Annotated in this window: 21 protein-coding genes; 12 read left to right on the top strand and 9 right to left on the bottom strand. The window is 71.6% G+C overall.

Annotated features, from left to right (window positions below; translation table 11 throughout):
• The first annotated feature begins 61 nt into the window (after window positions 1-61).
• Both ACIGXM_RS20675 and ACIGXM_RS20670 read left to right on the top strand, forming a co-directional pair.
• On the top strand, window positions 62-1,261 hold the full coding sequence (locus tag ACIGXM_RS20675; RefSeq protein ID WP_396562904.1) for a transglycosylase family protein: 1,200 nt from the start codon (window positions 62-64) through the stop codon (window positions 1,259-1,261).
• Between the two features lie 41 nt (window positions 1,262-1,302).
• Window positions 1,303-2,868, top strand: coding sequence for a GDSL-type esterase/lipase family protein (locus ACIGXM_RS20670; protein ID WP_396562902.1), 1,566 nt, complete (start codon window positions 1,303-1,305; stop codon window positions 2,866-2,868).
• 90 nt (window positions 2,869-2,958) lie between these two features.
• Here the strand turns inward: ACIGXM_RS20670 and ACIGXM_RS20665 are convergent, their stop codons facing one another.
• Window positions 2,959-3,474 (bottom strand): hypothetical protein, encoded by a 516-nt coding sequence (locus ACIGXM_RS20665; protein ID WP_396562900.1) that lies wholly within the window; start codon window positions 3,472-3,474, stop codon window positions 2,959-2,961.
• A 545-nt stretch (window positions 3,475-4,019) separates the two neighbouring features.
• On the opposite strand from ACIGXM_RS20665, the gene ACIGXM_RS20660 reads away from it, so the two are divergent.
• From ACIGXM_RS20660 to ACIGXM_RS20645, 4 genes are all read left to right on the top strand, one after another.
• Window positions 4,020-4,469: an SRPBCC family protein gene (locus ACIGXM_RS20660; protein ID WP_396562898.1), complete on the top strand. Its 450-nt coding sequence runs from the start codon at window positions 4,020-4,022 to the stop codon at window positions 4,467-4,469.
• A gap of 162 nt (window positions 4,470-4,631) precedes the next feature.
• Window positions 4,632-5,420 carry an alpha/beta fold hydrolase gene (locus ACIGXM_RS20655; RefSeq protein WP_396562896.1) on the top strand — a complete coding sequence of 263 codons (789 nt, stop codon included), beginning with the start codon at window positions 4,632-4,634 and terminating at the stop codon, window positions 5,418-5,420.
• Window positions 5,417-6,718 (top strand): cytochrome P450, encoded by a 1,302-nt coding sequence (locus ACIGXM_RS20650; protein WP_396562894.1) that lies wholly within the window; start codon window positions 5,417-5,419, stop codon window positions 6,716-6,718. The genes ACIGXM_RS20655 and ACIGXM_RS20650 overlap by 4 nt, the downstream gene beginning before the upstream one ends.
• Window positions 6,719-6,983: 265 nt before the next feature.
• Window positions 6,984-7,421 (top strand): MscL family protein, encoded by a 438-nt coding sequence (locus ACIGXM_RS20645; RefSeq protein ID WP_396562892.1) that lies wholly within the window; start codon window positions 6,984-6,986, stop codon window positions 7,419-7,421.
• Window positions 7,422-7,468: 47 nt separating this feature from the next.
• Here the strand turns inward: ACIGXM_RS20645 and ACIGXM_RS20640 are convergent, their stop codons facing one another.
• Entirely contained in the window at window positions 7,469-7,945 is a 477-nt protein-coding gene (locus ACIGXM_RS20640; RefSeq protein WP_396562890.1) for a MarR family winged helix-turn-helix transcriptional regulator, read from the bottom strand.
• A 43-nt stretch (window positions 7,946-7,988) separates the two neighbouring features.
• Between ACIGXM_RS20640 and ACIGXM_RS20635 the strand changes: the two genes are divergently transcribed.
• Window positions 7,989-8,918, top strand: coding sequence for an alpha/beta hydrolase (locus ACIGXM_RS20635; protein ID WP_396562888.1), 930 nt, complete (start codon window positions 7,989-7,991; stop codon window positions 8,916-8,918).
• A 65-nt stretch (window positions 8,919-8,983) separates the two neighbouring features.
• On the opposite strand, the gene map is transcribed toward ACIGXM_RS20635, so the two are convergent.
• Window positions 8,984-9,751 carry a type I methionyl aminopeptidase gene (map, locus tag ACIGXM_RS20630; RefSeq protein WP_396562886.1) on the bottom strand — a complete coding sequence of 256 codons (768 nt, stop codon included), beginning with the start codon at window positions 9,749-9,751 and terminating at the stop codon, window positions 8,984-8,986.
• 62 nt (window positions 9,752-9,813) lie between these two features.
• Between map and ACIGXM_RS20625 the strand changes: the two genes are divergently transcribed.
• Window positions 9,814-10,089, top strand: a complete 276-nt coding sequence (locus ACIGXM_RS20625) for a helix-turn-helix domain-containing protein (protein ID WP_396562884.1) — start codon at window positions 9,814-9,816, stop codon at window positions 10,087-10,089.
• Window positions 10,090-10,160: 71 nt separating this feature from the next.
• On the opposite strand, the gene ACIGXM_RS20620 is transcribed toward ACIGXM_RS20625, so the two are convergent.
• The 3 genes from ACIGXM_RS20620 to gdhA form a co-directional block, all read right to left on the bottom strand.
• Window positions 10,161-10,910 (bottom strand): SDR family NAD(P)-dependent oxidoreductase, encoded by a 750-nt coding sequence (locus tag ACIGXM_RS20620; RefSeq protein ID WP_396562882.1) that lies wholly within the window; start codon window positions 10,908-10,910, stop codon window positions 10,161-10,163.
• Between the two features lie 127 nt (window positions 10,911-11,037).
• Window positions 11,038-11,292 carry a hypothetical protein gene (locus ACIGXM_RS20615; RefSeq protein WP_396562880.1) on the bottom strand — a complete coding sequence of 85 codons (255 nt, stop codon included), beginning with the start codon at window positions 11,290-11,292 and terminating at the stop codon, window positions 11,038-11,040.
• Between the two features lie 19 nt (window positions 11,293-11,311).
• Window positions 11,312-12,670 (bottom strand): NADP-specific glutamate dehydrogenase, encoded by a 1,359-nt coding sequence (gene gdhA / locus ACIGXM_RS20610; protein ID WP_396562878.1) that lies wholly within the window; start codon window positions 12,668-12,670, stop codon window positions 11,312-11,314.
• 504 nt (window positions 12,671-13,174) lie between these two features.
• Here gdhA and ACIGXM_RS20605 point away from each other — a divergent pair.
• A complete protein-coding gene (locus ACIGXM_RS20605) occupies window positions 13,175-14,194 on the top strand; it encodes an LLM class flavin-dependent oxidoreductase (RefSeq protein WP_396562876.1) in 1,020 nt (339 codons plus the stop codon).
• Between the two features lie 167 nt (window positions 14,195-14,361).
• On the opposite strand, the gene ACIGXM_RS20600 is transcribed toward ACIGXM_RS20605, so the two are convergent.
• On the bottom strand, window positions 14,362-15,318 hold the full coding sequence (locus tag ACIGXM_RS20600) for a serine protein kinase RIO (RefSeq protein WP_396562874.1): 957 nt from the start codon (window positions 15,316-15,318) through the stop codon (window positions 14,362-14,364).
• 260 nt (window positions 15,319-15,578) lie between these two features.
• Here ACIGXM_RS20600 and ACIGXM_RS20595 point away from each other — a divergent pair, with 260 nt between their 5' ends.
• The 3 genes from ACIGXM_RS20595 to ACIGXM_RS20585 all read left to right on the top strand — a co-directional run bounded on the left by ACIGXM_RS20595 (window position 15,579) and on the right by ACIGXM_RS20585 (window position 18,243).
• A complete protein-coding gene (locus ACIGXM_RS20595; protein ID WP_396562872.1) occupies window positions 15,579-16,718 on the top strand; it encodes a sensor histidine kinase in 1,140 nt (379 codons plus the stop codon).
• Window positions 16,706-17,356, top strand: a complete 651-nt coding sequence (locus tag ACIGXM_RS20590; RefSeq protein WP_396562870.1) for a response regulator — start codon at window positions 16,706-16,708, stop codon at window positions 17,354-17,356. The genes ACIGXM_RS20595 and ACIGXM_RS20590 overlap by 13 nt, the downstream gene beginning before the upstream one ends.
• Window positions 17,357-17,460: 104 nt before the next feature.
• Window positions 17,461-18,243, top strand: a complete 783-nt coding sequence (locus tag ACIGXM_RS20585) for a hypothetical protein (RefSeq protein WP_396562868.1) — start codon at window positions 17,461-17,463, stop codon at window positions 18,241-18,243.
• Between the two features lie 68 nt (window positions 18,244-18,311).
• Here ACIGXM_RS20585 and ACIGXM_RS20580 read toward each other — a convergent pair whose 3' ends face one another.
• Window positions 18,312-19,505, bottom strand: a complete 1,194-nt coding sequence (locus ACIGXM_RS20580) for a CaiB/BaiF CoA transferase family protein (RefSeq protein ID WP_396562866.1) — start codon at window positions 19,503-19,505, stop codon at window positions 18,312-18,314.
• 112 nt (window positions 19,506-19,617) lie between these two features.
• On the bottom strand, window positions 19,618-20,610 hold the full coding sequence (gene meaB, locus ACIGXM_RS20575; RefSeq protein WP_396562864.1) for a methylmalonyl Co-A mutase-associated GTPase MeaB: 993 nt from the start codon (window positions 20,608-20,610) through the stop codon (window positions 19,618-19,620).
• Window positions 20,611-20,621 lie beyond the last annotated feature (11 nt).

Raw genomic sequence — 20,621 nt, 5'->3', positions numbered from 1 at the left:
CCCTGGGGGCCGCCCATCTCCGCTCAACCCCCGTCTCAGCTCTGAACCTCGGAGGATCGCCGTGCGTCGGCCCGCCACTCTCAAGCCCGTTCACAAGTCCGCGGCGTTCGCCGCGCTGCTCTCCGGAGCGTTGCTCTGCGCCGTTGCCCCCTCGGCCCACGCCGCCTCGGTCGCCACCTGGGAGAAGGTCGCCCAGTGCGAGAGCAGCGGCAACTGGAGCATCGACACCGGCAACGGCTACTACGGTGGCCTGCAGATCTCCAGCTCCACCTGGGCCGCGTACGGCGGCACCGCCTACGCCCCCGAGGCGAACCTGGCGACCGAGGAGCAGCAGATCCTGGTCGCGGAGAAGATCCTCGCGGCCCAGGGGCAGAACGCCTGGCCGACCTGCGGCCCCGCGGCCAACCTCGCGGCCGACACCGCCAATCCTTACCCGTCGGGCCCGTCGACGCCGCCGGCGGCGCCGCGTCCGGCGCGGGTGGCGGCTGGTGACTTCAATGGTGATGGCAAGCTGGACGTGGTCGGTATTGACGCGAACAGCAACATGCAGTTCTACCCGGGTGATGGTGCGGGTGACGTGAGTGGTCCGGGTGTTCCGATGCTCGGTACCACGGGTCTGTGGGCGAATTTCAAGGCGATCGCCAGTGGTGACTTCAATGGTGACGGCAAGGCGGATGTCGCTGGTATTGATGCGAACAACAACATGATGCTCTACACCGGTGATGGTGCTGGGCATCTGACCGGTGGCAGCAACATGATGCCGGGGACGAACGGGTTGTGGGCCAATTTCAAGGCGATCACCGCTGGTGATTTCATGGGGACGGGTCACGTCGGTATCGCGGGTATCGATGCGAACAACAACCTGATGTTCTACCCGGGTGACGGTGCCGGGCATCTCGGTGCGGGCATCCCGATGTTGGGCACCAACGGTGCGTGGGTCAACTTCAAGGCGATCACCGCTGGTGACTTCACCGGGACGGGGAAGTTGGGTATCGCGGGTATCGATGCGAACAACAACCTGATGTTCTACGCGGGTGACGGTGCCGGGCATGTCAGTGGTGGCACGCCGATGCTGGGCACCAACGGTCTGTGGGCGGGTTTCCACGCGGTGATGGCCGGTGACTTCACCGGTACCGGGAAGCTCGGTATCGCGGGTATCGACGCCAACAACAACCTCAAGTTCTACCCCGGTGACGGTGCGGGTCACGTCAGCGGCGGCACCCAGATGCTCGCCGGCAACGGCCTCTGGGCCGGCTTCTAGTCAACCCCCGCCCCCTTCCTCCTCACTCCTTGGACCGCACCATGAAGCGTCTCACCACTCTGACCACCCTCGCCATCGCCGGCCTGCTGACCCTGCCGCTCGCCAGCACCCCCGCGGTGGCCGCGACCACCGGCACTCCGCCGCAGTTGAAGGTCATGCCGCTCGGCGACTCGATCACCTTCGGCTACCAGAGCTCGACCGGGAACGGCTACCGCGGCCCGCTGATGCAGCTGGTCAACCAGCAGAGCCGGTACACCGTGAACTTCGTCGGCACCCAGTTCAGCGGCACCATGGCCGACAGTGCGAACGAGGGCCACAGCGGCTACGAAATCCAGGACATCCTCAACAACGTCGACAGCTACCTGTCGGCCAATCACCCCGACGCGGTACTGCTGCACATCGGCATCAACGACCTCAACAACACCGACGACGACCACGCGACGGCCGCCGCCCGGGCCGAATCCCTGGTCGACCGGATATTCACCGACCAGCCCGGCGTCACGGTCATCATGCAGGGTCTGATCCCGACCACCGCGGGCATCCCGGCGAACGCGGGCCTGCAGAGCCTGATCACCAGCTACAACGACCAGTTGCGCGCCTGGGCGCCCAGCGAGGTGCAGGCGGGCAAGCACTTCACGTTCGTCGACGCCCCCGCCCTGACCTCCGGGCAGTTCGCCGACGGCCTGCACCCGAACGACTCGGGCTACAGCCAGCTGGCGCAGAACTTCTACACCCCGCTGGACCAGGCCTTCAGCAACGGCTGGGTGGTCGGTGGTCCGGCCACCCCGTACGAGACGCCGCCGGCGCCGGCGCGTCCGGCGCGGGTGGCGGCTGGTGACTTCAATGGTGATGGCAAGCTGGACGTGGTCGGTATTGACGCGAACAGCAATATGCAGTTCTACCCGGGTGATGGTGCGGGTGACGTGAGTGGTCCGGGTGTTCCGATGCTCGGTACCACGGGTCTGTGGGCGAATTTCAAGGCGATCGCCAGTGGTGACTTCAATGGTGACGGCAAGGCGGATGTCGCTGGTATTGATGCGAACAACAACATGATGCTCTACACCGGTGACGGTGCTGGGCATCTGACCGGTGGCAGCAACATGATGCCGGGGACGAACGGGTTGTGGGCCAATTTCAAGGCGATCACCGCTGGTGATTTCATGGGGACGGGGCACGTCGGTATCGCGGGTATCGATGCGAACAACAACCTGATGTTCTATCCGGGTGACGGTGCCGGGCATCTCGGTGCGGGCATCCCGATGTTGGGCACCAACGGTGCGTGGGTCAACTTCAAGGCGATCACCGCTGGTGACTTCACCGGTACGGGGAAGTTGGGTATCGCGGGTATCGATGCGAACAACAACCTGATGTTCTACGCGGGTGACGGTGCCGGGCATGTCAGTGGTGGCACGCCGATGCTGGGCACCAACGGTCTGTGGGCGGGTTTCCACGCGGTGATGGCCGGTGACTTCACCGGTACCGGGAAGCTGGGTATCGCGGGTATCGACGCGAACAACAACCTCAAGTTCTACCCCGGTGACGGTGCGGGTCACGTCAGCGGCGGCACCCAGATGCTCGCCGGCAACGGCCTCTGGGCCGGCTTCTGATCCACCGTCCGGCCCCGCGCACCCGGCTCAAGGGTGCGCGGGGCATTCGCATGTGACGGAGCGTCACGCGCTCTTGGTGCGCGGCCCCTGTCAGGTGCCGCTGGCCCACAGGGCGGCGCCGGAGCAGGTGTGGTTCCCGCCGTTGGGTGCGTAGAGAACCATGTTGCCGTCGCCCTGGAAGCACACGTAGGCGCCGTAGTTCCGATGGTCGGTCCAGCCGGTGCCGGTCTCCCACTGGAGGTAGTCGGCACTGTTGGTGATGATGAGGTTGCCGTTGGTCGCCATGGTGAGGACGTTCGGCGACCCGGTGTTGGTCCCGGACGCCCACACCGCTGTGCCGGCGTTGTTGTAGATGACGAAGTTGCCGTCGTTCTGGCTGGCGAACATGTAGTCGCCCGAGCAGACGTAGCTCACGGCGCCCATGGACTGACCGGGCAGCAGGTAGTGCGGGGCGGGGCTGTTGCTGTTGCTGCAGTACGTCGAGGTGAGGGCCGGGGCCGCCTGGGCGACTCCGGGGGTGAGGGCCACCGTCCCCACGAGGGCGAGGGTCCCGGCGGCGAGCGTCGCGGCGAAGCGGGTGCGCAACTGGCTGAGCGGCTTGATCATGATTCAGGTCCTGGTCTCGAGGACGGTGGCGAGGCCACCCACGGGCGGGCCGATCCGCCCGCACCGTCGATGCTCCGGTGCGGCGGCCGTCCGGACATCGGGCGCGGGCCCCCAGGTTCTGTCCGGCGATACGCATGAACACCGCTCCTGGCGGGGCCCGGAGCGGACTCTCCTCGACGCGAGCCGGAACCGCGCCGACGTGGTGCCTCGCGGTGGTCGGTGTCGGCGCGGTCCCAGTGCCGGTCGGTGCGCGGCTCGCCACCGGGAGTGGGCGCGGCGGACGGTGTCGCTAAGGTCACAGACGGTGAGCGGCACGGCGGCACCGGTGGTGGGCGCCAGGGTGCGAGCCGGGCGGACGTGGTTTCCGCCGAGAACCCGGTGTGACGGGTCCGGGGTTCCCGGCGCGAAGTTCCGGAAGGGTGCGGCAGTCTCGCGGGGGTGCGACAGCTCGACCTGCCCGGGGGCGGGTCACGAGGTGCAATGGAAGGGCCGGCGGCCGAGCGGCCGCCGGCCCGGGGCGCGGGCCGGCAGGACGGGAGATTGCCATGGAGAAGGTTTACGAGCTGTACATCAGCACCAGCCCGGAGCGCCTGTGGACGGCGATCACCGACCCCGAGATCCGTGGCAAGTACACCTTCGGCGCCGAGGTCCGTTCCGACTGGACGGTCGGCGGGCGTTGGGAGCTCAGCTCGCCGATCACGCCCGGGCTGCTGGCCGAGGGCGAGAACATCGAGGTCGACCCGCCTTGGAGACTGGTGCAGAGCTTCGTCGCGCTCTGGAGCGAGCAGGTGCGCGCCGAGGGCAATTCCCGGGTCAGCTGGGAGATCGAGTCGGTCGTCGACTCCTGCCGGCTCACCCTCACCCATGACCACCTGCGGGAGAACGCGAACCCGGAGCTGTACGGCGGCTGGCCGATGATCCTCTCCGGGCTGAAGACCTGGCTGGAGACCGGACGGGTGCTCACCACACCCGGTTCGCTGCGCTACACCGCCTGACGACGCGGGCCCGGGCCGCCGGGGCCGCCCGGTCGGGCCGAGGGCGGCTCGTGCGTCCGGTCCTGTCGGCCCTGCTGTCTTGCCGGCGCGCCGCGCGAACCGGCAAGGTGATGACGGCCCTGTCGCCAGGGTGTTCTGACGAACGATCGGATCGGAGTCGACGTGCCCGCTCTGCCCCTCCCGCACACCCTCATCGGCCACGGCGCCCACCACGTCATCGCCGTGCACGGGTGGTTCGGCGACCGCACCTCCTACGAGCGCCTGTTGCCGGACCTCGACCTCGACTCCTTCAGCTACGCCTTCGTCGACCTGCGCGGCTACGGCGAGGCCAAGGACACGTCCGGCTCCTACACCACGCGCGAGGCCGGCGCGGACGTGGTCGCCCTCGCGAACGCGTTGGGGTGGGAGCGGTACTCACTGATCGGCCACTCCATGGGCGCGTGCGTCGTGCAGCGGGTGCTCGCCGCGGTGCCCGAGCGGGTGAGGCGCCTGGTCGGGCTCAACCCGGTGCCGGCCGGTGGCTTCCCGATGCCACCCGAGCAGTGGGAACTCTTCTCCGGTGCGGCCGAGATCCCCCGGAACCGGCGCGCCATCATCGACCACACCACCGGTGGCGTACGCCCGGCGGCCTGGCTCGACCGGATGGTGGCGCAGTCACTGGAGCGCAGCGACGCCAAGGCCTTCCGTGCCTGGCTGGACTCCTGGGCCGGCGAGGACTTCCACGAGGAGATCGAGGGCAGCCCGCTCCCCGTGCGGGTCGTCGTCGGCGCGCTGGACCCGGCCCTGAACGCCGACGTCATGCGCGGCACCTGGCTGCGCTGGTACCCCCACGCCGACCTGGTGGAGCTGCCTGCCGCGGGCCACTACCCGGTGGAGGAGACGCCGCTGCAACTCATCGCCGCCGTGGAGGACTTCCTGCGTGCGGACGACGCGGGGGAGCGCTCCGCGTGAGTGACCCCGCCGCCGTGGGCGTCCCGCCGGAGGTCTTCGATCCCCGCCGGTACGCCCACGGCATCCCCCACGACTCCTTCCGTGAACTGCGAGAGCGGCACCCCGTCGCCTGGCAGCCCGAACCCGCGCTGCTGGGCTGGCCGGGCGGCCCGGGCTTCTGGGCGGTGACCCGCCACCGCGACGTCGCCCGCGTCCTCAGGGACGCCACCCTCTTCTCCTCGCACCTGGGCGCCACCCAGATCCGCGACCCGGACCCGGCCGACCTGCCGTTCATCCGCTCGGTGATGCTCAACCAGGACCCGCCCCAGCACTCCCGGCTGCGCACGCTGGTGTCCGCCGCCTTCGCGCCCGGCCGCATGGAGCGCTTCGCGGCCACGGCGCGGGCCCGCGCCGCCGCGCTCCTCCACGCGGCGCGCGGGGCCGCCCGCGACGGCGACGGCAGCGTCGACGTGGTCGCCACGGTCACCGACGACTTCGCCCTGCTCAACCTGGCCGACCTGCTCGGCGTCCCGCACAGCGACCGCGGCCTGCTGCTCGACTGGACCCGCCGGGTGATCGGGTACCAGGACCCGGACGAGGCGCCCGCGGCGCCGGTGCTGGGGGCGGACGGCACGCCCGTCGATCCGCGGTCCCCGGCACGGCTCGCCGAGATGTTCGGCTACGCGCGCGAGCTGGCCCGCCACAAGCTGCGCCACCCGGGGGACGACATCATGACCAGCCTCGCCCAGGCACACGCGTCCGGGAACCCGGGCGGTTCGGGCGGCGCGCCGCTGGGGGACGCGGAGCTGGAGATGTTCTTCTTCCTCCTCACCGTCGCCGGGAACGACACGGTCCGCAGTGCTGCCCCCGGCGGCTTGCTCGCGCTCGCCCAGCACCCGGACGCGTACCGCGGTCTGCGCGACGGCACGGTGCCGCTCGCCCCGGCCGTCGAGGAGCTGCTGCGCTGGCACCCGCCCGTCCTCAGCTTCCGTCGCACCGCCGCCCGCGACACGCACCTCGCGGGGGTGGCCATCCGCGCGGGCGACAAGGTCGTCGTCTTCCACGCCTCCGCCAACTTCGACGCCGCGGTCTTCGCCGACCCCCACCGCCTCGACCTCGGCCGCGACCCGAACCCTCACCTCTCCTTCGGTACCGGCCCCCACCGGTGCCTCGGCGCCCGCTTCGCCCAGATCCAGCTCGCGGCGCTCTACCGGGAGGCCGCGATCCTCCTGCCGGCCCTCGACCTCGCCGGACCACCGCGTCGCCTGGTCTCCAACTTCATCAACGGCATCAAGTCGCTCCCGCTCGAGCTGGCCTGAGCGCATCGGTCGGGGGTCGAGGGGTCACCGGGTCAGATCCTCCGAGGCCGGAACCAGCCACCCACCCGCCGTCGGGAAACCGTGGTGCCCGGCGCGCCGGGCAGCCGTCCGCCGTGGCCCCGCCAGCCACCGGCAGGACCATGCGCGAGCCCGGCGGCCTCCCTGCCCGCTCCAAGGCAGGCATCACCCTTCCAGGGCACAGAACTTGCGCCGCCAATGACGATCACGTCAGCTGGCCTTGGTGGAACCATCCAAGGAGAACGGCATGCTGAAGGGCTTCAAGAACTTCATGATGCGCGGCGACGTCGTCGTCGTGGCCGTGGGGCTGATCATCGCACTGGCCTTCAGCACCCTCATCAAGGCGTTCACCGACAGCATCATCAACCCGATCATCACCAGAGCGCAGGGCGGAAGGTCCGTCGCTCTCGGAGTCCAGCTCGGCGAGCCCGGCAACACCGCCACCTACGTGAACATCGGCGCCTTCGTCTCGGCGCTCGTCTACTTCCTCATCTTCATCGCGGTCGTCTACTTCCTCATCGTCGTCCCGTACAAGCACGTCCAGGCCCGCCGCGGAGTCACGGTGTTCAGCGACCCGACGCCGGTGAAGACGTGCCCGGCCTGCCGGTCCGAGGACCTGCCGGCGGATGCTCGCAAGTGTCGGTACTGTGCCACCGATCTGGCGACGGGCGCCGGGGCCGCCTGAGACCAGGCTGACGACCCCGGCCGTGCCGGCCGGGTCGGGTGACCCCGTCAGCCCGTGGGCGTGCCGATCTGGTCGCGTTCCAGGGAGGAGCGCAGCTCCGAGAGGGCCTGAGCGGTGGCCGCCACCGGGGACGCCTCGAGTGCGCCGGTGATCAGCTCGGCCAGCCGCTCGCTGAAGGTCCCTTCCGCCGCGTCGACCAACCGCAGGCCGTCGTCGGTCAGGACCAGCAGTGACGACCGGCGGTCCGCCGGATTCGGCCGGCGGGCCACCCATCCCTGCCGTTCCAGGCGGTCGACGCCCTTGCTGGTGGCCCCGATGCCGACGGCGAACTCGGCGGCCAGGTCCGCCACCCGGGACCCGGGGTGGTCACGGAGGTGGCGCAGGAACTCGAACTGCGACGTGACGATCCCGTGCCGCTCGCGAAGTCGGTCGTTGAGCGCGTTGTACAGCCGCGTCTCACAGCGGACGAGGTCGGCGAAGAAGCGTGGGAGGTCGACAGGATCACCACTTGATTTAGATGCCACGGCATATAGTGTAATGGAAGGTACTTACGACGGGAGCACTCGCATGAGCAAGGAACAGCGCGCCCGGATCGACGCGATGCTGCGGCAGCCCCGGCCCGAGGGCCCCCGGTCGGTCGAGGCGATCCGAGCCGGGTTCAGGGCGCTGATGGCCCAGATGATCGTGCCCGACGCCATCCGCACCACGCGGACGGAGCTCGGCGACCGACCCGCACTGCGCGTCGAGCCGGAGGACGGCCCGCGCACCGGGACGATCCTGTACTTCCACGGCGGCGGCTTCGTGTGCGGCTCCCCGGAGACAGCGCTGTCGCTGACGGGGCACCTCGTGGCCAGGACCGGCTTCGGGTCGTACTCGCTGGACTACCGGCTCGCCCCCGAGCACCCGTTCCCGGCCGCGATCGAAGACGCCCTGAGCGCCTACCGCGCCCTGCTCGACAGCGGTGAGGACCCCTCGGCCATCGCGTTCGCCGGGGACTCCGCCGGTGGCGGCCTCTCCGTCACCACCTGCCTCGCCGCCCGCGACGCCGGCCTCCCGCTGCCCGCCGCCATCGTGGTGTTCTCTCCCGGCCTGGACGCCACCCGGACGGGGGAGAGCATGGACGGCAAGGCGGGCGTCGACCCGTTCTTCACCCGCGAGGGCCTGGAGCACACCGGAGCCATGTACCTCGCCGGAGCCGATCCGCACCAGCCCATGCTCAGCCCGGCCGTCCTCGCCGACCTGACCGGTTTCCCGCCGATGCTCGTCCAGGCGGGTGCGAACGAGGTGCTCCTGGACGACTCCACCCGCATCGCCGCCCGGGCCCGGTCCGCCGGAGTGGACGTGATCCTCGACGTCACCGCCGACGTGCCCCATGTGTTCCAGGCCTTCGCCGGTGTCCTCGACGAGGCTGACCAGGCGCTGGACCGCGCGGCCCTCTTCCTCGCCCAGCACGTCCGCACTTCCGACGCGGCGGGGCTCCGCGCCGGGAGGCGGTGACCGCTGGGCCGTGCCTCCCGAGGTGGCCGATGTCGTCCGGTCACCGGGTGGGAGCGGATCCGAGGTCAGGGCAGGGTGAGGATCCGGGGGCCGTCCTCGGTGATGGCGATGGTGTGTTCGATGTGGGCGGCTCGGCTGCCGTCGATCGTGCGCAGGGTCCATCCGTCGCGGTCGGTGCGGTAGTCGTTGCGTCCTCCGGCCATGAGCATGGGTTCGACGGCGAGGGTGAGGCCGTGGCGCAGGGGGAAACCGCGGCCGGGTCGTCCGTGGTTGGGGAGGTGGGGGTCCTCGTGCATCCGGCGGCCGATGCCGTGGCCGCCGAAGTCGGCCGGCATGCCGCAGTCGGCCTTGCGGGCGACCGTGCTGATGGCATGGGAGATGTCTCCGATGCGGTGGCCGACGGTGGCGGCGGCGATGCCGGCGTCCAGCGCCCGCTGGGTGGCGGCGATGAGTTCGAGGTCGGCGGGGCGAGGGGTGCCGACGGTGAAGCTGATCGCGGCGTCCCCGGTCCAACCGTCGAGCTCGGCTCCGCAGTCGATGCTGACCAGGTCGCCGTCGCGCAGGCGGTAGCCGTCGGGGATGCCGTGCGCGACGGCGTCGTTCACGGAGGCGCAGATCACGGCGGGGAAGGGGACCGGGGCGAAGGAGGGCCGGTAGCCCAGGAACGGAGAGCGTGCCCCGGCCGTGGTCAGAACGGCCCGGGCGGCTTCGTCGAGCTCGCGTAGGCGCAGTCCCACGGCTGCCGCCGCGCGGACGGCCGCGAGTGCGTTGGCCACGATGCGGCCGGCTTCCCGCATCGTCTCCAGCGCCGTGTCGGTCTTGATCTCCACCATGTGTCAGGACTCCCTGTGATGCGATGCCACCCAATATCTATACCGGTATTAGTATCACGGGCATGGTGAGAGTTCCCTTGAGTCCGCAGGAGCGGCGACGCGGAGAGCGCTTCGGCGCCCTGCTCCGCCAGGCCCGCGGCGATCGCAGCATGGTGGACGTGGCGGCAGCGGCTGGGGTGTCCGCGGAAACGCTCCGCAAGATCGAGACCGGCCGGGCCCCGACTCCGGCCTTCTTCACCGTGGCAGCCCTGGCCCACGCCCTGGGGCTGTCACTCGACGACCTGGCGGCGGCCTGCGCGGAGGAAGCCGACCCCGGGGCGCAGGCCATGTCGGCGTGAACGCCGGGCACGCGCCGGCGCGTCGCGGATGTCGGGGGAGCCGGGATTCCCGGCTCCGCCGGGCCCCGGCCTCAGACCTGGCCCATGCCGCCGTCGACGCACAGGTCCATGCCCGCGCAGAAGCTGCTCTCGTCGGACGCGAGGAAGAGGGCGGCGGCGGCGACTTCCTCCGGGCGTCCCATGCGTCCGAGGGGGATGGCCGATGCGAAGGCCTCCCTGATCGCGTCGGCGGCTTCCTTGGAGTCCGCCTGGCTGTCCATGATCGGGGTGTCGATCGGGCCGGGACTGAGGGTGTTGACCCGGATGCCGCGGTCCCCCAGCTCCTTGGTCCAGGTGCGGGCGTAGGAGCGCACGGCGGCTTTGGTGGCGTTGTAGGTGGTGTACTTCTCGATCCCCAGGTAGGCGGCGATCGAGCCGACGAGGATGATCGATCCGCCGTCTTCCATCAGCGGCAGCGCCCTCTGGGCCGTGAAGAGGGTGCCGCGGGCGTTGAGATCGAAGGTGCGGTCGAAGCCCTCCTCGGTGATCCGACCGAACTCCTGCGGCTTGACCAGACCCGAGTTGGCGACGACGACGTCGATCCGCCCCTTCTCCTCCGCGATGGTCCGGAAGAGGCGGTCGAGGTCGGCGGAGACGGTGACATCGCCCTGGACGGCCATGACGTTCCGGCCGATCTCGTCCCTCGCCCTGTCCAGTTCGGGCCGGCGCCGCCCGGTGATGAAGACGAAGGCGCCTTCCTCCACGAACCTCCGCGCGATGGCGAATCCGATACCGCTGTTGCCGCCGGTGACGAGGGCGACCTTGCCGTCCAGCCTGTTCATGGCCGTGCCCCTTCATGCGTGAACCGTGGGAACTCTGCCGGCGGATCCCCGTAGGTGTTCCGGCCACTCCGGCTTCTCATTCGGCGACGAGGTCGTACACGGTGTTGCCCATGGGCGTCGTTCTCTCTCAGGGTAGGCGGCTCCAGGTGGCGGTGCGGCCTCCGGCGACGGCGACGGTGGCGCCGGTGCCGTGGCCGGCCTCCGGTGAGGTGGGGAATGCGGCGATCTCGGCGATCTCGGCGGGCTCGGCCGCGCGCTTCATCGCGGTGGTCCCGGCGATGGCGTCGAGCAGGCCGCGCGGGACCACCGCACCCGGCTGCCGGGCGAGGTGGCCGCCGCCCTGGTCGACGCCGTCATCCCGGCCCGAGCCTCGCCGCGGCACGGGTCGGGCGACCGAAGCGTCAGATCAGACCCTGGGCGAGCATCGCGTCCGCGACGCGTTCGAAGCCGGCGATGTTGGCGCCGGTGACGTAGTCGCCGGGGGAGCCGTAGCGGGCGGCGGTCTCGAAGCAGGTGTCGTGGATGTCGCGCATGATGCCCGCAAGGCGGTCCTCGACCTGGGTGAACGACCAGACCTCGCGGCCGGCGTTCTGCGCCATCTCCAGGCCGCTGGTGGCAACGCCGCCCGCGTTGGCGGCCTTGCCCGGGCCGAACGCGACACCGGCCTCCCGGAGGATGCGCACGGCCTCGGGGGTGGTGGGCATGTTGGCCCCCTCCGAGACGGCCTTGACGCCGTTGCGCACCAGGACGGCCGCGGCCTCGGCGCCCAGCTCGTTCTGGGTGGCGGAGGGCAGGGCGACGTCGGCGGCGACGTCCCACACGCTGCCGCCGGTGACGTAGCGGGCGGAGTCGCCGCGGCGCTCGGCGTAGTCGCTGACGCGGCCGCGCTCGACCTCCTTGATCTGCTTGAGCAGAGCGACGTCGATGCCCTTGTCGTCCACGACGTAGCCCTGCGAGTCGGACGCCGTGATCACGTTCGCGCCGAGCGCCTGGGCCTTCTCGATCGAGTAGATCGCGACGTTGCCGGAACCGGAGACGACGACCGTCTGGCCGTCCAGGTCCTCGCCGCGCTTCTTCAGCATCTCGGCGGTGAACAGCACGTTGCCGTAGCCGGTGGCCTCCGTCCGGGCCTGCGAGCCGCCCCAGGCCAGGCCCTTGCCGGTCAGCACACCGGCTTCCCAGCGGTTGGTGATCCGGCGGTACTGGCCGAACAGGAAGCCGATCTCGCGGCCGCCGACGCCGATGTCACCGGCTGGTACATCGGTGTGCTCGCCCAGGTGCCGGTGGAGCTCGGTCATGAACGACTGACAGAAACGCATCACCTCGTTGTCGCTGCGACCGCGCGGGTCGAAGTCGCTGCCGCCCTTGCCGCCGCCGATGTTCAGACCGGTCAGGGCGTTCTTGAAGATCTGCTCGAAGCCGAGGAACTTCACGATGCCGAGGTTCACCGACGGGTGGAAGCGCAGACCGCCCTTGTACGGGCCGAGCGCGCTGTTGAACTCGACCCGGAAGCCGCGGTTGACCTGGATGACGCCCGCGTCGTCCAGCCACGGCACCCGGAACATGACCTGCCGCTCCGGCTCGGCGATCCGCTCGATCAGCTTGGCCCGGGCGTACTCCGGCCGCGCCGCGAGCACCGGTGCCAGGCTGTCCAGCACCTCGCGCGCCGCCTGGTGGAACTCGGACTCACCGGGATTGCGTCGGAGGATCTCCGCGTAGACGGACTCCACGGAGGCGCCTTGGATGGTGCGTGCCGGCATGGATCGGTTCCTTTCCCGAGTACCGTGACGGAGCGCAGGAGCCGGGCGGCAACGGCCGGACGTCCCAAGGGCGTGGAGCGCGCCGTTGCGTTCGGTGTGATGGCGGGTCGAGTGCTGTGACGGCTCGGTTCCGCCCGTCGACGACATCGGCGATCGGGCGGAGGGCAGGGACCACCGGCACCGGACGGAGTCAGGCGCCTCCTGCCGGCACCTCAGTGTCACATTTTGTTGAAGCCATCTCAATACCCATGGCGCACAATCTCATTGGGTGCCCGCCGGCGCCGGGACGGCCGGGCGAAAGCCCGGCCCGGGCGCATCACCGGGGCGAAGGAGCGCAGCACGGCGTGGGTGCCGCCCGGCTCCGGGTCCCGGGTACGGCTGCCGGGCGGCGACGGTGGCACCTCGGCCTCCGCCGTCCCCGTGGCCGCCGCCTCGGCTACAGTCGGCTGCCGGGCGCACCCGCCCGGTGTGCGCCCGGCCGTTGCGCGGACGATGGAGGAAGCTGTGCCGCTGACCTCGGAGCCACTGCGGAAGTTGGGCTTCCTGACGATCGGGCTGTTCGAGGAGGACGACCCCCGACGAGGTCACGAGGCGACGCTCGACCTCATCGACCTGGGCGAGCAACTCGGCTTCGACAGCGCCTGGGTGCGCCATCGTCACCTGCAGTACGGCATCTCCTCCCCGGTGGCCGTCCTGGCGGCGGCCTCGCAGCGCACCAGCCGGATCAGCCTGGGCACGGCGGTCATACCCCTGGGCTGGGAGAACCCGCTGCGGCTGGCCGAGGACCTGGCGACGGTCGACATCCTCTCCGGTGGCCGCCTCAACCCGGGTGTGAGCGTGGGACCGCCGACCCACTACGACCGGGTCAAGGACGCGCTCTACCCCGACACCGGCGAGAGCGAGGACTTCGGCTACGACCGGGTCCGGCGGCTGCTGGACTTCGTCCGCGGCGAGCCGGCCAGCGACTTCGGCGGGACCGAGGGCATCGAGGTGTTCTCGAGGCGGGTGCAGCCGCACGCTCCGGGGCTGGCGCGCCGTCTGTGGTACGGCGGCGCCAGCCTGCGGTCGGCCCGGTGGGCCGGTGAGCACGGGATGAACCTCCTGACCAGCAGCGTGGTGAGGGCCGAGGAGTCCGAGGACTTCGCCGAGATCCAGTTGTCGCACATCAGGACGTTCCGGGCCCACCACCCCGAGGGCGACCGCGCCCGGGTCTCCCAGGGCCTCGTGGTGATCCCCACCGACACCGCCACGCGGGAGCAACGGGCCAAGTACGCGCGGTACGCGCGCCGGCGGGCGCCGCGTACCGCCGCGCCGCAGGGGCCGGCCCGCCTGATGTACGCCCCCGACCTGGTCGGCGGCTCCGCGGAGATCGCCGAACGGCTCTACTCCCACGCGGCCTTCCGCGAGGTCGACGAGGTCGCCTTCGCGCTGCCCTTCACGTTCGACCGCGACGACTACGTCCAGATCCTCACGGACATCGCCACCAGGCTCGGCCCCGCGCTGGGCTGGCGACCGGCGGCCTGACCCGCGGTGCCGTCGAGCCGGGAGAACCGACCGCGGCACGACGAACTCCGGTGAGCGCACCGACCGCGCCGAGCCGGCCGCCGCCCCCCGGGGTGTGGTGGGCCGACCGGCCGGGCCGCCGGGACGGGAGCCGCGGCCCGACCCGGCGGCCCGCCGGCCGCGGCGCCTCAGTCCAACCGGGCCTCGAAGGCCAACTCCCGGGACAACTCGTCGACCAGGGCGGTGGGCAGGCCGCGGGCGACGAACCAGGCACCGACGTTGCGCACGTCGCGCTCCAGGAAAGTGCGTCCGCGCGGATTGGCGACCACGTCGACGATCTGCGGCACGTCGATGATCACCAGCCGGCCCCGGTGGACCAGGATGTTGTAGGCGGAGAGGTCGCCGTGCGCGTACCCGTCCCGGGCCAACGACCCGAGCGCGGTGCCGAGTTGCTCCCAGAGGTCGGCCAGGTCGGCCTCCTCGGGCCGGACCTGGGCCAGCCGCGGAGCCGCGGCACCGGACTCGTCACCGATGAACTCCATCAGGATCTCGGTGCCGAGGATCTGCACCGGGTAGGGCACCGCCACCCCCGCCGACCAGAGCCGGCAGAGCGCGGCGAACTCGGCCGCCGCCCACTGGCCGGCGATCGCCTGCCTGCCGAACTCGGTCCGCTTGGCCATCGCCCGGCTGACCCGGGACTCCTTGTGGCCGCGGCCCTCCAGGTAGCCGGAGTCACGGTGGAACATCCGGTGCCGGCCGTCGCGGTAGCGCTTGGCGGCCAGCAGGGTACGGCGGTCGGTGCCGGGCACGGCGCGCTCCAGCAGGAAGACGTCCGCCTCCTTGCCGGTCTTCAGGATGCCGAACTCGGTGTCGACCGCCGCGAGTTCGGTCACCACCCAGTCCGGGCGCGGCTCGGGGCCCTTCTCGGTCGGGGTGGACTGGTCCCAGGTGGACCAGCGGTCGCCCTCCGGCGGGCCGTCGGAGGACTGGCCGGGGGCGAGGTCGCCGGCACCGTCCCCGTCGGGCTGGTGGTCGGCGTGGTCGGTGAACGCCTGCTCGTGGGCGTCGTCGTCGAAACCGCGCCTACCGCCGCCCTTGGTACGGATGCGGGCGAAGGACTCGTGGTCGTTGAAGTGCTTGGGCACTGCGGTGATCTCCTGCGGGAGGGCCCGCCGGAGGGTGCGTCAGCGCACGGAAGGTCAGCCGGCAGGCAGGGGGTGGGGGGGAGGCGTCGTAGGGCGCGCAGACGAGAGCGCGCCGCGTCACAGCGGCGACCATCGGTCAGCACCTCCCTCACGAGAAGATCCTCGGCAGCCCAGCCGGGCAGGAACCCGACCGATCGTATCGGTTCGGCCGTGGCGCGCAAACGATTTATTCTGGCTGATGCCGGTCGTACTGTATGAACGTGCATCGGCAGCCTTCTCCCGGCTCGGGGCTCCAGCGAGCCCGGTCGTTCCTGATCCTGGCCACCGGCCTCTACCGGGCGAGCCATCTGACCGGCGGTCTGCTCGCCGTCGCCGAGCACGAGCGGAGCCGGCCCGGGGCCTGGACGGTCCTCGGCGCCGCGGTGGTCTGCAGCGTCCTGGTGCACGGACGGGCGTTGCGCGACGGCGCCCTCGACGAGCGGCTGGTCTGGCTGGACGTGCTGGTCAGCGGCTGCCTGCTGCCGTTCGCGGCGGTCGGCTGGAGCTCCGCCGGGGCAACCCCGACCCAGGCCGCCTGGGTGCTGCTGCTCGGTGGCTCGGCGGGCGCCACGGCGGCCGTCGCCGGCTCCGGGCGCCGGGCGCTCGGCGCGGTCCTGCTGCTGGCAGCCGTTCATCTCTGCTGGCATCAGCTGGTTCACTCGGGTCCGGCCGTCCTCGCCGGCGACCTCAACGCGCTGGCCTCCTCGGCCGTGCTCGCCCGGGTCTTCTGGTGGTACCTGCGCCGCCAGGGCCGGCTGCTCGACGCCGCCACCCGGCGCGCGCTGGCCGCCGAGGCCGAACGGGCCCGGTACGCCGAGCGGCTGGACCACCACCGGGCCCTGCACGACACCGTGCTGGCCACTCTCACCGTGATCGCGGCCGGCGGGGTGGACGCCAACACCGCCCCGGTACGCGAGCGCTGCGCCCGCGACGCCGCCTACCTGCGCCGGCTGATCCAGCGCGGCACCGAGCCCGGTGGCCGCCCCGAGATCGGCGCGGCCCTGGAGCAGGTGGTCCGTTCCGTCGAGGAGCTGGGCCTCACGGTCACCGCCCAGTACCGGGCGCTGCCCGAGCTCCCCGGTGAGGTGGCGGCCGCGCTGGCCGCGGCGTCCGGCGAGGCGCTCACCAACGTGCTGCGGCACGCCGGCACCCGCCGCGCCCACCTCACCGCCACCGGCACCGCGGACGGAATCCGGATCACCGTGGCCGACCAGGGCACGGGCTTCGATCCGGCCCGCACCCACCCCGGCTTCGGGCTGCGCCGCTCGGTGCACGCCCGGTTGCGCGAGGCCGGCGGACGAGCCGCGGTGGACAGCGCGCCGGGCGAGGGCACCTGTGTGGAGCTGCGGTGGCCGGCGTGATCACGGTCGCGGTGGTGGACGACGACCGGATGCTGTTGGACGGGATGCGCTGCTGGCTGCGCCAGGAGCCCGAGGTCCGGGTGGTCGCGGTCGCCGCCACGGTGCCGGAGTTGCTCGCAGGCGCGGCCGGCGGGCCCCGCGCCCACCCCGCCGCCGTGGTGCTGCTCGACCTGGTGCTGCGGGACGGCTCGCTCCCGGCCGACAACATCCGCCGGCTGCGCGCGGCCGGCAGCCGGGTCCTGGTGATCAGCACCGTGCCCGACCGGCACCGGATCCTCGCCGCCCTGGCCGCCGGCGCCGACGGCTACCTCACGAAGGACAACGACCTGCCCACCCTGGTCACCGCGATCAGGCAGATCGCCACCGACGGCAGCGCGCACTCGCCCGAGCTGGCCTTCGCCTGCGTCCACGACGACCGGCCCGAGCGGCCCCAACTCGCCCCGCGCGAACTCCAGGTGCTGCTCGACTACGCCTCGGGGCTCACCCTCAAGTCCGCCGCCCGCCGGGCCGGCATCACCCCGAACACCGCCAAGGACTACCTGGACCGGGTCAAGGCCAAGTACCAGCGGGTGGGGCGCCCCACGTACACCAAGACCGACCTGGCCCGCCGGGTCCGCGAGGACGGGCTGGATCCCTGACCGCCGGCCGGCGGGCCACCCGGGCAAGCCCCCCGAACGGGTGGCGGCGGGGGATCGGGCGGTGCCACTACCGTCGCGCTCAGCCGAGAGAAAGTGAGAAGTGCATGAAGTCCATCGGTATGTGGCTGGCCCGCCTGTTGTCCGCGCTCACCCTGGTGGCCGGTGGGGTCGTCTTCTTCGCCGGCGCCGCGCAGGCCGCCACCATCTGCGGCAGTGTCCAGGTGCCGCCCGGTCAGGTGATCGTCTCGGAGACACTGACCAACAGCTGTACCGGCGGCTACCTGACCGAGACCATCCAGCCCCCGTCCAACGGGCTGCAGGTCTGCGAGAACGGCCCGGTTCCCAGTCCGTACGTGATCACCTCGACCTACACCACCAACAGCTGCGGCCCCTACCAGACCGGCCGGATCAACACGGTCTACAACGGCATCCAGATCTGCGGCAACTCCAACGGGTCCATCCCCAGCGGGTACGTGATCACCAGTGAGGGCCCGAACAGCACCTGTGCCCAGTGGTACGCCGAGGTGCTCCACGTCGCGGGCAACGGCAGCCAGATCTGCGGCAACTCGCCGATCCCGGCGGGCTACGTGATCACCGCCAACTACCAGTTCGGGCCCTGTGGCATCTACCTGGGCGGCAACATCAACACCGCTTCCAACGGCATGCAGTTCTGCGGCAACTCGCCGATCCCGGCGGGCTACGTGATCACCGCCAACTACCAGATCGCGTCCTGCGGCATGTACCTGGGCGGCCGGCTGAACACCGTCTACAACGGCATCACCGCCTGCGCCGACTCCCCGACGCCGGCCGGCTACTGGATCGCGGCCAACGGCATCCAGAACGCCAGCTGCGGGATGTACCTGGCCGAGGTCCTGCGCAACAGCTGAGGCAGCGCACCCGGCCGGGCCCGCGCGCCCCGGTCCCCGCCCCGGCGGGCGACCGGGGCGCCGTGCTGCTACTCGGCCGGCCCCAGCGCACCGGCCGTGCGCAGTTGGGCGATCCGGGCCGGTGGGTAACCGAGCGAGGCCAGCACGGCCGCGGTGTGCTCACCCAGCGCCGGCACCGGGCCCATCGGCAGCTCGAGCCCCGCGAAGCCGAACGGCGGCAGCAGTCCGCGGACTTCGCCCGCCGGGGTGGCCACCGGCCGCCAGCGGTCCCGGGCGGCCAGCTGCGCATGCCGCAGCAGGTCGCCGACGTCGTTCAACCGGGCGCAGGCGATGGCCAGTTCGTCCAACAGGCGGAGCGCCTCGACCGCCGTCATGGTCGCGGTCCGGCCACCCACCGTCGCGTCCACCAGCCGGCGCCGCCGTACCCGGGCCACGTTGGTCGCCCACCGCGGATCGTCCGCCAGCTCCGGGCGGTTCAGGAATCCCGCGGCGAACCGGGCCCACTCCCGGTCGTTCTGGATGCCGATCAGCACCTCCTGGCCGTCGGCGGTCGGATAGGCGTCGTAGGGTGCGATCGCCGGGTGGGACAGGCCGGCCCGCTCCGGCGTGCGGCCGGTCGCCTGGGTGTGGTGCAGCTGGTAGCCCAGCCATTCGGCGGTCGCCTCGAACATCGCGACCTCCACGGCGCTGCCCACCCCGGTCCTGGCCCGGCCGACCAGCGCGGCCAGCGTGCCCGACAGCGCGTACATGCCCGCCGCGATGTCCGAGGTCGGCACGCCGGTCTTGGCCGGCCGGTCCGGCGGCCCGGTCACCGAGGCGAGGCCGGTCTCGCACTGGATCAGCATGTCGTAGGCCCGCCGGTCCTGGTACGGGCCGCCGGTGCCGTAGCCGGAGAGGTCCACCGTGACCAGGCGCGGGTGACGGGCCCGCAGCGTCCCGGCGCCGAAGCCGAGCCGGGCCGCGGCGCCGGGCGACAGGTTCTGCACGAAGACGTCGGCGCCGGCCACCAGGTCGGCGAGCACCGCCCGGCCGGCCGGCGTCCCGAGGTCCAGGGTGATCGACTCCTTGCCCCGGTTCAACCAGACGAAGTGGCTGGCCAGACCGCCCACGCTGTGGTCGTAGGCCCGCGCGAAGTCCCCGCCGTCCGGCCGCTCCACCTTGACCACCCGGGCCCCCAGATCGGCCAGGTGCCGGGTCGCCAACGGCGCGGCGACCGCCTGCTCCAGCGCGACCACGGTGACCCCCGCCAGCGGCAGCTCCATGCCCGCCCTCCCGCTCCTCGCTCCGACGCTCCCCGCAGCCCTACCCCGCCGGGCGCCCGGTCACTCCGCGGCGCGGCTGCCGGGGGTGCGGGTCGGGGTGCGGAGGAACGCGTCAGGGGAGTGCGCGGAAGCCGGTCAGGATGCGCTGGGCGGCCAGCGTCGCGGTCAGCCTGCCGTCCCGGACCTGTTGCTCCAACTCCGGTGTGATGCGCCGGACTTCGGGGTGTTCGCGGAGTTGGGCGAGGAGCTGGTCGTGGACCATCGCCCAGGTCCAGTCGACCTGCTGGTCGCGGCGCTTGGCGGTCAGCGAGCCGGTGGCGTCGAGGAGCCGGCGGTGCTGCTCGAGGCGTTCCCACACGGTGTCGAGACCGGTGCCGTCGCGGCCGCTGCAGGTGAGCACCGGCGGGGTCCAGGCCGCGTCCGGGGCCTGGAGCAACCGCAGCGCGCCGGCCAACTCCCGTGCCGCGGCGCGGGCGTCGGTCTCGTGCGGGCCGTCCGCCTTGTTGACGGCGACCAGGTCGGCCAGTTCCAGGACGCCCTTCTTGATGCCCTGGAGCTGGTCGCCGGTTCGGGCCAGGGTGAGCAGCAGGAAGGAGTCGACCATGTTGGCCACCGTGGTCTCCGACTGCCCGACGCCCACCGTCTCGACCAGGACGACGTCGTAACCGGCGGCTTCCATCACGACCATGGACTCCCGGGTGGCGCGGGCCACCCCGCCCAGCGTGCCGGAGGTGGGGGAGGGGCGGACGAAGGCGTTCGGGTCGACGGCGAGCTTCTCCATCCGGGTCTTGTCGCCCAGGATGGAACCGCCGGTGCGGCTGGAGGTCGGGTCGACGGCGAGCACCGCGACCCGGTGGCCGCGGCCGGTGAGCATGGTGCCGAGCGCTTCGATGAAGGTCGACTTGCCCACGCCGGGCACGCCGGTGATGCCGACCCGAACCGCCTGGCCGGAGTGCGGCAGCAGGTCGACCAGCAGCCGCTGGGCCAGTTCGCGGTGGTCGGGCCGGGTGGACTCGACGAGGGTGATGGCTCGCGCGATCCAGGCGCGCGAGCCCTCCAGCACACCCTGCCGGTAACGGTCGAGATCGATCGTCCGAGGTGCCATCGGTTCAGCGG

The sequence above is a fragment of the Kitasatospora sp. NPDC052896 genome (assembly GCF_044547075.1).
Lineage (GTDB): Bacteria > Actinomycetota > Actinomycetes > Streptomycetales > Streptomycetaceae > Kitasatospora.
The sequence above is the reverse complement of the archived record's forward strand: the minus strand, read 5'-3'. Positions and strand labels throughout refer to the sequence as shown.